Annotated in this window: 13 protein-coding genes and 1 pseudogene; 6 read left to right on the forward strand and 8 right to left on the reverse strand. The window is 73.5% G+C overall.

Translation table 11 applies throughout. The features are described 5' to 3' along the window. Positions 1–57: 57 nt before the first annotated feature. The 4 genes from G514_RS28555 to G514_RS0123085 are packed head-to-tail and all read right to left on the reverse strand — an operon-like array spanning position 58 to position 4,449. Positions 58–444 carry an SET domain-containing protein gene (locus tag G514_RS28555; protein WP_051248150.1) on the reverse strand — a complete coding sequence of 129 codons (387 nt, stop codon included), beginning with the start codon at positions 442–444 and terminating at the stop codon, positions 58–60. 17 nt (positions 445–461) lie between these two features. Continuing rightward, a complete protein-coding gene (locus G514_RS0123075; protein WP_028653675.1) occupies positions 462–3,080 on the reverse strand; it encodes an ABC transporter permease in 2,619 nt (872 codons plus the stop codon). Beyond that, positions 3,077–3,826 carry an ABC transporter ATP-binding protein gene (locus G514_RS0123080; RefSeq protein ID WP_245582317.1) on the reverse strand — a complete coding sequence of 250 codons (750 nt, stop codon included), beginning with the start codon at positions 3,824–3,826 and terminating at the stop codon, positions 3,077–3,079. Before G514_RS0123080 ends, G514_RS0123075 begins: the two co-directional genes overlap by 4 nt. Next, positions 3,823–4,449, reverse strand: a complete 627-nt coding sequence (locus G514_RS0123085; protein WP_028653677.1) for a PadR family transcriptional regulator — start codon at positions 4,447–4,449, stop codon at positions 3,823–3,825. Before G514_RS0123085 ends, G514_RS0123080 begins: the two co-directional genes overlap by 4 nt. 127 nt (positions 4,450–4,576) lie before the next feature. On the opposite strand from G514_RS0123085, the gene G514_RS28565 reads away from it, so the two are divergent. The 5 genes and pseudogenes from G514_RS28565 to G514_RS0123105 all read left to right on the forward strand — a co-directional run bounded on the left by G514_RS28565 (position 4,577) and on the right by G514_RS0123105 (position 7,784). Continuing rightward, on the forward strand, positions 4,577–5,287 hold the full coding sequence (locus G514_RS28565) for an RDD family protein (RefSeq protein ID WP_051248152.1): 711 nt from the start codon (positions 4,577–4,579) through the stop codon (positions 5,285–5,287). A gap of 22 nt (positions 5,288–5,309) precedes the next feature. Further along, on the forward strand, positions 5,310–6,056 hold the full coding sequence (locus G514_RS0123095; RefSeq protein ID WP_028653678.1) for an SDR family oxidoreductase: 747 nt from the start codon (positions 5,310–5,312) through the stop codon (positions 6,054–6,056). Between the two features lie 67 nt (positions 6,057–6,123). Next, positions 6,124–6,795 (forward strand): glycosyltransferase, encoded by a 672-nt coding sequence (locus G514_RS31005; RefSeq protein ID WP_211222218.1) that lies wholly within the window; start codon positions 6,124–6,126, stop codon positions 6,793–6,795. A gap of 108 nt (positions 6,796–6,903) precedes the next feature. After that, positions 6,904–7,578: pseudogene (locus G514_RS31010) on the forward strand (glycosyltransferase family 2 protein); the annotation flags it as partial. Further along, complete coding sequence (locus tag G514_RS0123105) at positions 7,575–7,784, forward strand: hypothetical protein (RefSeq protein WP_157545182.1); 210 nt, start codon at positions 7,575–7,577, stop codon at positions 7,782–7,784. The pseudogene G514_RS31010 and the gene G514_RS0123105, both read left to right, overlap by 4 nt. Here G514_RS0123105 and G514_RS28575 read toward each other — a convergent pair. From G514_RS28575 to G514_RS0123125, 4 genes are read right to left on the reverse strand one after another with little or no spacing between them, the layout of a single operon-like run. Further along, positions 7,781–8,851 (reverse strand): VanZ family protein, encoded by a 1,071-nt coding sequence (locus G514_RS28575; protein WP_051248154.1) that lies wholly within the window; start codon positions 8,849–8,851, stop codon positions 7,781–7,783. The genes G514_RS0123105 and G514_RS28575 overlap by 4 nt on opposite strands. 36 nt (positions 8,852–8,887) lie before the next feature. Continuing rightward, positions 8,888–9,583, reverse strand: a complete 696-nt coding sequence (locus G514_RS0123115) for a histidine phosphatase family protein (RefSeq protein WP_028653680.1) — start codon at positions 9,581–9,583, stop codon at positions 8,888–8,890. Positions 9,584–9,608: 25 nt separating this feature from the next. Further along, positions 9,609–11,147 carry a hypothetical protein gene (locus tag G514_RS0123120; RefSeq protein WP_028653681.1) on the reverse strand — a complete coding sequence of 513 codons (1,539 nt, stop codon included), beginning with the start codon at positions 11,145–11,147 and terminating at the stop codon, positions 9,609–9,611. Continuing rightward, positions 11,122–11,835 (reverse strand): ABC transporter ATP-binding protein, encoded by a 714-nt coding sequence (locus G514_RS0123125; RefSeq protein ID WP_036566155.1) that lies wholly within the window; start codon positions 11,833–11,835, stop codon positions 11,122–11,124. Before G514_RS0123125 ends, G514_RS0123120 begins: the two co-directional genes overlap by 26 nt. Positions 11,836–11,993: 158 nt before the next feature. Between G514_RS0123125 and G514_RS0123130 the strand changes: the two genes are divergently transcribed. After that, positions 11,994–12,590, forward strand: coding sequence for a hypothetical protein (locus G514_RS0123130; protein WP_028653683.1), 597 nt, complete (start codon positions 11,994–11,996; stop codon positions 12,588–12,590). The last annotated feature ends 116 nt before the right edge of the window (positions 12,591–12,706 follow it).

Raw genomic sequence — 12,706 nt, forward strand, 5'->3', positions numbered from 1 at the left:
AGGTCGATCTTGTCGGCGCGGCGGGGAAATGCCCGATCCCGCGCCGCGGGACCGCTGTCAGGCCGGTTCGGCGTCGATCAGTGCCTGCACGTCCGGAGCCCAGTGGCCGGCGTACCTCCGCCGGAGCTGGGGGATCTGCCAGTCGGTGCCCTCGACCATCTGCCGGCAGCGGTACGACGCGCAGTGGCACCGCAGCACGTACGTCCGGTCGGCCGTGCCGGTCGCGTAGTCGACGAGGAGCTCCTCGCCGGCCGCCACGTCGCGGAGCGTCACCAGCGCGTCCCCGCGCCAGCCGAGGTTGGGGTCGCACGCGTGGTTGACCGGACCCTCCTCGTGCACCGCCCCGGCCGGACGCAGCACCTCGGTGCCGGCCGGGATGGCTGCGGTGGCGAACAGCCCGCGACCGGCGACGGGTGAGGGCCGCTCCTCGGTGTCGGCGTGCACGCACCCATCCAACAACGTCAGTCGAGCCGCGCCACCAGTGGCAGCCGCGAGCGCGCGAACAGCCCCACCACCACCGCGGTCACCGCGGGCAGCACCACGACGAGCCCGAGCACCATCAGCCACGGGACGTCGAGGAACGGGCCGGTCGGCGGCCCGCCGTCGAGACCGTTGGTCGACGTCAGCGGCCAGGTCACGGCGATGCCGGGGATGAACCCGACCGCCGCGCCGAGCGCGGCGCCGACGCCGCCGACCACGACGGCGTACGCCGCGGCGACCCCGCGCCGGGTGCGCGGGGAGGCGCCCACCGCCGAGAGCGTGGCCAGGTCGGGCCGGGCGTCGGAGAGGGCGAGGAACGTCGCGGTCAGCGTGCCGCCCAGCATCAGCACCGCGCCGAGCGCGATCAGCACCAGCTGCGCGATCACCGTCGCGTCGTCGGCCCGGAAGCCGCGCTCGACGTAGAGCCCGGTGTCGGAGGAGGCGGCGGCCAGCGCCTGGTTGACGTCGTCCTCCTGCTGCTCGGACACATGGCCGGTCACGGCCAGCGAGACGACCTGCGGCCGGACGCCCAGGTCGCGTGCGGCCGCCGTCGACACGAGTGCCGCCGGCCCGGCCCAGGGGTCGGTCAGCGTCACGAACGCGGCGGGGACGCTCACCCGATGGCTGCCCGTCTCCTCTCCCGACTCCGGGTCGAAGCTGTGCTGCACGACGGTGGCGGTGTCGCCGCTGACCGAGGTGCCGGGTGAGACGAAGGCGACCATCCCGCCGCCGGCGAGCATCGCCTCCGCGCGCGGCACGTCGCGCGCCGCGACCCCGAGCAGGCCGATGGGGAGGTCGCCGTCGGCGGCCATGATGTTCGCCCCGAGCGAGCCGCCAGAGGACTGGAGGAGCGTCTCGCCGCTCGGCCCGAACACCTCGGCGTAGCCGTCGCCGTCGGGCAGGCCGCGCTGCTCGGTGACGGTCGCGTGGGGCAGCTCTCGCTGCACCACCGAGGCCAGCGCAGCCCACGACACGTCGGGCTCGTAGGCGGAGACGATGCCGACACCGGGCGCGACCGAGGGCAGGTAGGTCGCCTGGTTCTCGGCGTCGTCGGAGCTCAGGCCGATGCCGAGGGCGACGACGCCGGCGACCGTCGCGGCCACCGCCGAGACCGCGGGCACCGTTCGCGCCCGGTGCCGGTCGGCGTCGCGGACGGCGTAGCGCAGCACGAGCGGCAGCCGGCCCGAGACGCGGGCGAGACCGGCGAGCACGAGCGGGACCAGCAGGATCATCCCGAGCACCGCCGGGATCGCGCTGACCGCGATCGCGAGCTCGCCGCCCGAGGACTGGGAGGCCCCGGCGGCCGAGCCGGCGATGCCGGCACCGAGGAGCACGAGGCCCAGCAGCGGCGACCGCAGCGACGCAGGACGGTCGCCGCGGCGTCCGGCGAGGACCGCGACGACGTCCTGCCGCGAGGCGAGGTAGGCCGGCACGATCGCCGCGAGGAAGGCGCTGAGCAGCCCGAACGCCGCCACGCCCGCGAGCTGGAGCCACGGCACCTCGAAGGGCCCGAACCACGTGTCCGACCTGGCCTGCAGCAGCGGCTGCAGCACCCGGCTCGCGCCGATGCCGAGGCCGACGCCCACCAGGGCGGCGACGCCGCCGAGGACGATCGCGCTCGCCACGATCACCCGGCGCGACTGGCGGGGGGTGCCGCCCGTCGCCGCCATCAGCGCCAGGCTGCGCTGCTGACGGCGGGCGCTCACCGCGAACGCCGGCCCGGCGAGCAGCACCACCTCGATCAGGGCCATCACGCCGATGAGGGCGAGGATCGCGAGGGTGCTGCCGTCGTCGGTCTCGACCTGGACCTCCTCCGGCCACTGCGACCTCGGCGGCGGGTCGGTGATGACCGCCCGCGAGGCCACGGTGGCGCCGATGGCGTTGAGCTGGCGGACGGTGTGCCACGACACCGGCCCCCCGTCGACCAGCCACTCCCAGGTGCCCGTGGTGTCGAGGGCGAGCGCACCGGGCGGGCCGGCGACGCTCGGGAAGGTGCGGTTGGTCGTCGACTCGGCGACGCCGACGATCGTCGGGTCGGCCGGGGCGCCCTCGGCGGTCAGGTCGAGGGTGCCGCCGACGCGGTAGCCGAGGTCGAGCACGCTCTGGTTGACCACCACCTCCCCCGGAGCCGCCGGCCACCGGCCCGAGGTCAGGTCGAACAGTCCGTCGGTCAGCGCGTCGGAGAGGTCGACCTCGGTCGCCTCGACCGGCGTCTGGCCCTTGGCGGTCCGGAGCTCCGTCTCGCCGCGCCGGACCTCCAGCAGGGTGGCGCCGTCGAGCAACGACGAGACCTGCTCGGCGGTGGGGGCCGGGGTGGTGCCATCACCGTCGGTGACGGGGCAGCAGTCGTCGGGGTCCGGCTTCTGCTTCACGTCGGTGACGCCGTCGGAGACGCTGACCAGGGCCTCGGCCGTGCCTATCCGGCGGTCCACCGACTCCGCGCCCGAGACCCGCTGGGTGTGGATCGCCACGTCGGCCGCCGTCACGGCGAGGACCGGCAGCGCGATCATCACCAGCACGAGGATGGAGCGTGCGCGGTGGCGCAACGCGTCGCGGCGGGCCAGCCGGAGCGGCAGCCGCCAGGCGTGCAGGGGGATCATCGAGTGGCGCCCGCGTCGATCAGGGAGTCGACCTGGTCGGTGCCGGTCTCGTCGACGACCACGCCGTCGCGGAGGAAGACGACCCGGTCGGCCCACGCCGCGTGGCGCGCCTCGTGGGTGACCAGGACGCCGGCGGCGCCCGCGTCGCACCGGGAGCGCAGGAGCCGCAGGATCTCCTCGCCGGTCTCGGTGTCGAGGGCGCCGGTGGGCTCGTCGGCCAGGATCAGCCGGCGCTCGCCGACGACGGCGCGGGCGATGGCCACCCGCTGCTGCTGACCGCCGGACATGGCGTCGGGGAACCGGTCCGCCAGGTCGCCGATGCCGACCTCCTCGAGCGCCGCCCTCGCGAGCCGGCGGGCGGCGCGGGTGCTCTCGCCGTCGAGCTCGCGCGGCAGCGCGACGTTCTCGGCCGCGGTGAGGGCCGGGATGAGGTTGAAGTCCTGGAACACGTAGCCGATCGACGTACGCCGCATCCTGGCGCGACCGACCGCGCCGAGCGACGCGAGGTCGGTGCCCTCCACCGAGACCGTCCCGGCCGTCGGGCTGTCGAGACCCCCCGCGAGCGTCAGCAGGGTCGACTTGCCGGACCCGGACGGTCCCATGACCGCGACGAGCTCGCCGGAGTGCGCCGCGAAGGAGACGCCGCGCAGTGCCTGCACCGCGGTCTCCCCCTCGCCGTGGACCCGGGTGACGGAGTCGAGCCGGAGCACCGCCGTCGTCATCGCGGTCGTCATCGCGGTCGTCATCGCCGCGCCCCTTCGCGATCCGTCTGCGCCTCGACGCCGGGAGCCGCAGGCGGCTGCGCAGCCGAGTCGCGCGCGGGGCGCTCGAGCTGGGCGCGCCGCAGCCGGGCCTCGCAGTGGTCGAGCCAGCGGACCTCCGCCTCCGCCGCGAAGACCAGCGAGTCGAGGACCAGGCTCCACGCCATGTCGGCCGGGTCGTCGGGACTGCTGGGACGGCCGCGCTTGAGGCGGGTGTAGTCCTGGAGGGCCGCCATGGTGGCGCTGCGCTGCTGCTGGATCACCGTGCCCACGTCGACGCCGGGCACCGTGACGGCCAGGGCGAGCTTGATCGCGAGCTCGTCGCGCGGCGGCTGGGTTCGCTCCACGGGGGTGGTGAACCAGGCGGCCACCTCCTCCCGGCCCGCGTCGGTGACCCCGTAGACCACGTGCCCGTCGGCGTCCGCGCCCGGCTCGCCCGTGACGGGGGCGACGAGGCCGTCCCGCTCGAGGCGGGTGAGGGTCGTGTAGACCTGCCCGACGTTGAGCGGCCAGGTCGAGCCGGTGCGCCGCTCGAACTCCGCGCGCAGCTGGTAGCCGTACATCGGGCCCTGCTCCAGCAGGGCCAGCAGGGCTTGGCGGACCGACATCGACGCTCCTCACGCTCGGAAACTCGGGTGAATACCCGGTATGTATACCGCGTATGCATACAGGCCGGCAACCCGAGCCTTCGCCGGATCGCCTGCGCGCCCCCGACCGCGCCCCTACCCTCGGCGCATGTCCACGCCACCCCCGGAGCAGGGGCCGGTCCCGCCGGGCTACCGGCCCGGTGACTACGTGCCGTTCAAGGACCGCGACCCGGCCAACCCGAGCGCAATCGCCGGGCAGTGGGCCGACCCCGCGCTCCAGGCGCAGCTCCACGGCCAGCAGGCCGGGCGGGCGCTGACGCCGCAGGAGCAGTACCGCGCCATCTACGGCGACGACGCACCGGTCCGCGTCGAGTTCGCGTCGTGGGGCCGCCGGGTGCTCGGCTACCTCGTCGACGCCTTCCTCGGCGCGGTCGCCGGCTTCCCGCTGGTCCTGGGCTACTTCGCCCTCGGCGACGAGGTCGTCTACGAGACCGACGCGTTCGGCAACCGCACCATCTCCGACGCCAGCCAGGTCAGCGGCACCACCACCGCCCTCTTGATCATCGGGGCGCTGCTGTCGCTGGCGTTCCACGTCTACAACCAGGTCATCCGGCAGGGGCGGACCGGCTACAGCCTCGGCAAGACCGCGGTGGGCATCAAGCTGGTCCGGATCGAGACCTCGGAGCCGATGGGGGCCGGCTGGTGCTTCGTGCGCTCGATCGCGCACGTGCTCGACAGCCTCGTGTGCTACCTCGGCTGGCTGTGGCCGATCTGGGACCGGCGCAACCAGACGCTCGCCGACAAGGTCATGGGCACCGTCGTCATCATCGAGCCGGACACCTCGGGCCGGCAGGGCTGACCCACTGCTCCACACTGGGAGCATGTCGACGATCCTCATCACCGGAGCCTCGTCCGGGCTCGGCGCCGAGATGGCGCGCCAGTTCGCCGCCAGGGGCCACGACCTCGCGCTCTGCGCGCGGCGTACCGAACGGCTCGAGGCGCTCCGCGACGAGATCCGGGCCGCTCACCCCCAGCGCCGCGTCGAGCTCCGCGCCCTCGACGTGAACGACGACGCACAGGTCTTCGAGGTCTTCCGCGCCTTCCGTGGCGACTTCGGCGGGCTCGACCGGGTGATCGTCAACGCCGGCATCGGGAAGGGCGCGCCCCTCGGCACCGGTCGCCAGGACGCCAACCGCGAGACCGCGATGACCAACTTCGTCGCCGCGCTGACCCAGGCCGAGGCCGCGATGGAGGTCTTCCGCGCCCAGGACGCCGGTCACCTGGTGCTCGTGTCGTCGATGTCCGCGATGCGCGGGATGCCCAAGTCGATGACGGTCTACGCCGCCACCAAGGCCGCGCTGTCCCACCTCGGCGAGGGGCTGCAGCACGAGCTGCTCGGCACGCCGATCAAGGTCACGGTCCTGCACTGCGGCTACATCGCCTCGGAGATGAACGAGCGGGTCCAGCAGCAGGTGCGGTTCATGGCCTCCACCGAGGACGGCGTCCGCGCCATGGTCGACGCGATCGAGAAGCAGAAGGCCCAGGCCTACGTGCCGGCCCTCCCCTGGACGGCCCTCGCGCCCGTGATGCGGCACGCGCCGTTGCCCGTGCTGAAGAAGCTGCTCTGATCTGCGAAAACCCCTCAGGACGCGCCCTTCTCGACCGATGATTCGGGGGACGAGTTTTTTTCGAGAGGTGGCAGCGCTGGGTCGGTTTCAACGCGCGGTCGGGGTCGTGATCCTGGGTGCGGCGCTCCTGGGAGCACTGCTGCTCTGGTTGGCGGTCTCGTCCGGCGAGCACGAGACGAACAGAGCCCCGCGCACCGGGTTCGTGTTCGGCGCGTGGAAGGTGCTCTACGACACCGACGCGCCCTCCTCCCGGGTGCTGCTCGCCGCCATCGGGCTGGCGCTCCTGTTCGCGGCCGGAGTCGCGCTGCTCGAGCGCCGGATCGCCACCCGCGCGCGGCGCAGCGAGGACCTGCACCGGTTGCCGCTCGCGCCGAAGATCGTCATGGCCGAGACGCGCGGGATCGACCACGGCCCGGTCACCATCACCGTGCTCGTCCCCGCCCACAACGAGGCGGCGTGCATCGGCCAGACGCTCCGGTCGCTGCAGTCGCAGTCGCAGCGCCCCGAGCGGATCGTCGTGGTCGCCGACAACTGCACCGACGCGACCGAGGACATCGCCCTGGCCCTGGGCGTCGAGGTCTTCACGACCATCGGCAACACCCGCAAGAAGGCAGGGGGCCTCAACCAGGCCCTGCGCGAGCTGCTGCCCGGCCAGGGCGAGAACGACCTCGTCATGGTGATGGACGCCGACACGACCCTCGACGACGGCTTCCTGGAGGCGGCGGCCCCCGGCGGATGACCGAGGACCGCGCGCTGATGGCCATCGGCGGGCTCTTCTACGGCGAGGAGGGCAAGGGGCTGCTCGGCCAGTTCCAGCGCAACGAGTACGCGCGCTACGCGCGCGAGATGGAAGCGCCGGCGCGGCCGCGTGTTCGTGCTGACCGGCACGGCCTCGGTGTTCCGGCCGCGGGCGCTGCGCACGGTGGCCGCCGAGCGCGGCCGCTCGCTCCCCGGCGTGCCGGGCGACGTCTACGACACGATCGCCCTCACCGAGGGCAACGAGCTGACGCTCGCCCTCAAGTCGCTCGGCGGCCTGATGATCTCCCCGCCCGACTGCACCGTGGTCACCGAGGTGATGCCGACGTGGCGCGCGCTCTGGATCCAGCGGCTGCGCTGGCAGCGCGGTGCGCTCGAGAACCTCGGCGCCTACGGCATCCGGCCGCAGACGTTCCGCTACTGGGCCCAGCAGCTCGGCATCGGCTACGGCGTCATCGCGCTCAGCTGCTACCTGCTCCTGATCGCCGTGATGCTGGCGTCGCTGGACCACTGGGTGTGGTTCCCGTTCTGGGTCGGCATCGGCCTCGTGTTCGCGGTCGAGCGCGTCGTGACGGTCTGGCGGGGAGGTCCCGCGGCCCGCCTCCTCGGCGCGTCGCTCTTCCCCGAGCTGTTCTTCGCCATGTTCCTCAACGCCGTCTACGTGAAGGGCATCCTCGACATCTCCTTCGGCCGCACCGGGCGCTGGGAGCTGGAGACGACCGGCCCGTCCGCGCAGGAGCCCGAGCTCGCAGGGCGCGGCGCATGACCACGCTGGTCGAGAGCTGGGGGCTGCTGCTGCCCGAGAGCTTCCTGCGCTCGCCGTTCTTCGCGGTGCTGGCGGCGTTCGTGGCGATCAACACCGTCATGTACGTCGCGCTCGCGGTCGCGAAGGTGCTGCCGAAGGTCTACGTGAGCGACCACCTCCCCACGCGCAACCGGCGGGGCGAGGACCGGAGCATGCACCGCGACTAGGTCCGGGCATCCGCGTCGTCGCCGATGCGGAGGTCGAGGTGCGCCAGCGTGTGGCTCAGGCCGCGGTGGCCCGCCGTCCGCCACGCGAAGGCGACGGTCAGGACGGCGTACGCCGCCAGCAGGCCGATCGCGAGCGGACCCACCACCTGGTCGTAGAGCGGGGCGAGCACGAACACCGGCCCGACCCCCACGGCGAGCTTCACGATCCGGCCGGGCACCAGCAGGCGGCGTCGCCGCGGCACGGTGTGCAGCGAGACCACCCACTCGCCGAGGGTCCGGCCGAAGCCGAGCACGAGCACCGCCTCGACCGCGAACGGCACGCCCCACTGCAGGGCGGCCTGCACGTGCCGGTCCACCTCGGCGGGCGCGACGTCGCGCACGTAGATCTCCCAGCCGCGGAAGGCGACCGCCGCGGCCGCGCCGGCGAGCGCGATGAACAGCACGTCGCTGGTGAAGCCGACCACCCGGCGGCCGAAGGAGACCGTGGTGGGCAGTACGACGTCGGGGCGACGCCGGCGCACGACGAGGATCGACAGCAGCGACCCGATCGTCGCGCCGAGGGTGTTGACGATGAGGTCGTCGACGTCGAAGAGCCGGTAGGCACACGAGTAGAGGTGCCACACGCCGGTCTTCTGGGTGAGCTCGACCAGCAGCGAGAGCCCGAGCCCGGCGAGCGTCGCGACCACGACCCCGCGGTGCAGGATCACGCGGAGGAAGTAGCCGAGCGGGACGAACAGCAGGACGTTGAGCACGATCTGCAGGAACGCGGGTTCGCGCAGCAGCGCCAGCGGGCCGCCGCGGTCGGGCACGTGGATCAGGCCGAGCGAGCCGAGCACCCGCAGCTGGCTGCCCTTGCAGGCGAAGGTGTGGTCGGCCGGCATCGGCAGCAGCGTGTAGGTCCAGATCGCCAGCGCGTAGATCGCGGAGGTGACCAGGATCGTCAGGTCCAGCGGCCCGAGCCGGCCGTCGAGGCGGTACTGCACCGCGGCGGTCGGGATCAGCAGCAGGACGGCGAGGACGGAGCCGAGGGCGATCGCGACGAGCGCGTTCGTCGCCTGGTCGCCCACGGCGGTAATCCTCCCGCACGGGAGAGCGGCGGTGGCTCAGCGGTAGGTGACGAGCTCGCGGTCGAGCCAGGAGTGCTCGTTGAAGGTGAGCAGCCGGGCGCCGGTCGACCCGACCACGATGCGGGTGACCGAGACGTTGACCATCACGGCGTTGAAGCGCGCCCAGGCCGCGGCCAGCAGCCGCGGCTCCTCACCGACCTCGGTGAGCATCGCGCAGGCGGCCGCGATCGGACCGCCGGAGGTGACCACGACCGCCGTACGCCGCTCGCCCGCCATCCGTGCGGCCCGGCCGATGCCGTCGCGCACCCGGCCGATGAACTCGGCGAACGACTCGGGGTAGTCGGAGTCGTAGGCGCCGGACGCCCAGCGGGCGGTGGCCTTGGTGTAGAGCTCGTGGAAGGGCCGCAGCTCCATCCGGCCGCTGCGCAGCAGCTCCCGGTCGACGTCGCTCAGGGTGGGGTAGGCCTCCATCACCGCGAGGTGGTCGAGCTCGCGCCAGCGCTCGTCCTCCTCCAGCGGGACCTCCCACGCCGCGGCGCCGTTGAGCATCTGCTCGGCGGTCTCGCGCTGGCGGCGCATGCCGCCGTGGATCAGGTTGGTCGGCGAGACGCCGTACGCCGAGAGCGCCTCCGCCACCTTGCGGCTCTGCCGGACGCCGCGCGACGAGAGGACGTCGTAGTCCTCGCTGCCGAACGACGCCTGTCCGTGCCGGACCAGCATCAGCACGCCCATCGAGTCAGTCTCCCCACATCAGTCGTCATCCCGCGACGGTCGTCACAACTCTGGCCCGCTCGACCGGGTCGGTCCAGGCGTCGCGGGCGTGCAGGAGCCGGACCAGCGACCACACGACGAACGGCGCGGCGACCAGCACGGACACCTCGGGGTGCGGCACCCGCGCCAGCCCGGAGAAGACCAGGCTGGTCAGCGTGGTGGTGACCGCGAGCTTGGTCGAGTAGCCGACCATCACCAGGGGCGGCGCCGGAGTGGCCCGCGCCGACCGCAGGTCGACCGCGAACGGGCGCCGCGACGACCACCGCATCGCCGAGGTGATGACCTGCAGCACGACGACCACCCACGTGCACAGCAGCGCGAGCAGCTCCGAGGTGCTCGGCAGCCCCGCGCGCAGGCCGGCCAGCACCATCGTCACGAACGACGCCACCAGCAGGAACTCGGTCAGCACCCAGGCGCGCGCCGCGAAGACGGTGCCGGGGCCGACGGGCACGCTCTCCCGCCACAGGGCGCCGCGGCCGTCGAGGCACCACGCGTTGACGCCGAACAGCAGCGCACCACCCGAGGCCACCAGGCCCGGGAGGATCGTCATCTGGGGCCAGGTGAGGTTGCCAGCGAGGGCGACGACGCCCGGGCCGACCGCGAGCACGGCGAGGCCGCGGCGCATCGGCACGGCCCGCCAGACCGACGCCCGGTCCAGCCGGACCAGCATCGCGAGGGCCGAGCGGGGCAGGCGGCGTGCCGGGTGGTTGCCGCTCTCGACGCGCAGCTCGTCGCGCGGCGCGCGCCGGGCGGCGAGGTGGGCCGGGACGGCGCCCAGCACGACCGCGACCACCAGGAGCAGGAGCTCGACCGCGATCGACTCGACCCAGCGCATCCGGAAGCCGTCGACGTAGCCGACGACGATCCAGCGCGTCTTGAGCGAGTCGAGGATGCCGACCGTGTGGTGGGTCAGCTGGAGCAGCACGGCGACGCCGGCCAGCGCGACGCCGACGCACCGGATGATCGCGATGCCGTGCGACGTGCGCCGGACGGCCTCGACGGTCCAGGCCACGACCTGACCGACCGCGGTCGCCGCGAGGATCCAGATCACGATCCCGATCTCGGCCGCTACGAGCGAGCGCCGTTCGACGCCGTACGCCGTGACGCCGATCAGGATCCACGCCTGCAGCAGCCACGCGATGTTGAGAGGGGCGAGCAGGAGCGCGCCGAGGTGGTCCGTCGTCGGGCTCACCGGGTGGATCACGGCGTGCTCGCGGTGCAGCAGCTCGCGGCCGCCGCCCGACGCGACCGCCGAGGCGATCGCGAGGACCATGAACCCGGCCATCGCCGTCGGGATGAGCAGGACGGCATCGAGGGCGTAGCCCTTCGAGCTGCCGGCACCGCTGACGAACGCCGGGAGCGTCGCGGCCGCGACGGTCAGGCCGACGAACACCGCGGCACCGAGCGCGAACGCGCGCGGGCGGCGGACCGTCGTGGTGCGGAAGTCGACGAGGTGGGCGACGTCGGCGACCGCGCGGCGTACCTCCCGGGGCCGCAGGTCAGTCCAGGAGGCTGCGGTAGGCACGAGCCCCCTCCTCGCCGGACATCTCACCCGCGGTGGCGGTGGCGACCTGGGCACCGCCGCGCAGGACCAGCACCGACGTGCAGGCCTCGACGGCCAGCTCGCGCAGGTGGGTGGAGACCAGCACGCAGGCCCCCCGGGCGCGCGCGTCGTTGATGACGTCGAACGTCGCCTCGACCCCGATGGGGTCGACGCCGTCGAAGGGCTCGTCGAGCAGGAGCACCTCGGGGTCGTGCAGCGCGGCCAGGCAGACCGAGAGCCGCCGGCCCATGCCGTGGGAGAAGCCGCTGGTGACCCGGTGCGCCACGTCGCCGAGCTCGAAGCGCTCGAGCAGGTCGCGGGCCCGCTCCTCCCAGCCGTCGAGCCGGCGCAGGCGCGCGGACAGCTGGAGGTGCTCCCACGGAGTCGCGCGCGGCACCAGGCCGCCCACGTCGGGGCAGTAGCCGACCGCGCGCTTGACCGCGAGCGTCTCGGTGCGCACGTCGTGACCGGCGACGACGGCGCTGCCGGCCGTGGGCGGGACGACGCCGGCGAGGACGCGCATGGTGGTGGACTTCCCGGCGCCGTTGCGGCCCAGCAGCGCGGTCGCGTGCCCGGCGTACGCCGTCAGGTCGACGCCCGCGACGGCCTCGACCTCGCCGAAGCGCACGTGGAGGCTCCGGACGTCGACGACGGCTTCGCGGCTGATCACGACCAAATCCTCCCTGCGCACTCGGCCGGGCGCCGGAGATTCGCCAAGTTCGCCCGGACCGGCCGGGAAATCTGGCCGAAAGGACGACCCGATCTCGCTATGGACCTCGCCGGAGGGGAGTTCTAGCGTCGATAGATCCAGCGACAGGAGGTCCACCCATGTTCATCCAGGTCATGCAGGCCAGGTGCACCCGTCACGACGAGCTGCGGGCGCTGGCCGACGAGTGGGCGGAGCGGAGCGGCCCGGACGCCGACGGGTGGCTGGGTGGCACCTACGGCTTCACCGACGACGACCTCTTCTTCGGGGTCATCAGGTTCACCGACCGAGACTCGGCGATGGCCAACTCGGCGCGCCCGGAGACCAGCGCGTTCGCCGAACGGATGGCCGCCCTGGTCGACGGGCCGGTCGAGTTCCACGACTCCGACGACGTCTCGGTCCTCTTCGACGGCGGGTCCGACGACGCGGGGTTCGTCCAGATCATCCGCGGCAAGGTCGACGACCCCGCGCGGTTGCGTGCCCTCCTGAGCTCCGACCCCGAGGCCCTGCACCAGATGCGGCCCGACATCCTCGGCGCGACGCTGGCGATCGAGGCGGACGGCACCTTCACCGAGACGGTGGCGTTCACCGACGAGGACAGCGCCCGCCGTGGCGAGGCGACGCCGCCTCCCCCGGAGGTCGCCGGCGAGTTCGAGTGGGCCATGCAGGGCGCGTCGTTCCACGACCTGCGTCAGCCGTGGTTCGAGAGCCCGCGCTGACCATCGACCCGGCCGCCGCCCGCCACTGCCCGCCGCCACTGCCCGCCGCCGCCGCCCGCCGCCCGCCGCCGCAGGTAACTCACCGTTACGTCCGCTTTCCAGCCGTCAGGACGGTC

The sequence above is a fragment of the Nocardioides halotolerans DSM 19273 genome, assembly GCF_000422805.1.
GTDB lineage: Bacteria > Actinomycetota > Actinomycetes > Propionibacteriales > Nocardioidaceae > Nocardioides > Nocardioides halotolerans.

Bases quoted from the DNA above. Each gene is read 5' to 3' on its own strand.
- G514_RS0123115 (WP_028653680.1), bottom strand. From the start codon at position 9,583: ATGGGCGTGCTGATGCTGGTCCGGCACGGACAGGCGTCGTTCGGCAGC.
- G514_RS28565 (WP_051248152.1), top strand. From the start codon at position 4,577: ATGTCCACGCCACCCCCGGAGCAGGGGCCGGTCCCGCCGGGCTACCGG.
- G514_RS0123085 (WP_028653677.1), bottom strand. From the start codon at position 4,449: ATGTCGGTCCGCCAAGCCCTGCTGGCCCTGCTGGAGCAGGGCCCGATG.
- G514_RS0123130 (WP_028653683.1), top strand. From the start codon at position 11,994: ATGTTCATCCAGGTCATGCAGGCCAGGTGCACCCGTCACGACGAGCTG.
- G514_RS0123080 (WP_245582317.1), bottom strand. From the start codon at position 3,826: ATGACGACCGCGATGACGACCGCGATGACGACGGCGGTGCTCCGGCTC.
- G514_RS0123095 (WP_028653678.1), top strand. From the start codon at position 5,310: ATGTCGACGATCCTCATCACCGGAGCCTCGTCCGGGCTCGGCGCCGAG.
- G514_RS0123075 (WP_028653675.1), bottom strand. From the start codon at position 3,080: ATGATCCCCCTGCACGCCTGGCGGCTGCCGCTCCGGCTGGCCCGCCGC.
- G514_RS0123105 (WP_157545182.1), top strand. From the start codon at position 7,575: ATGACCACGCTGGTCGAGAGCTGGGGGCTGCTGCTGCCCGAGAGCTTC.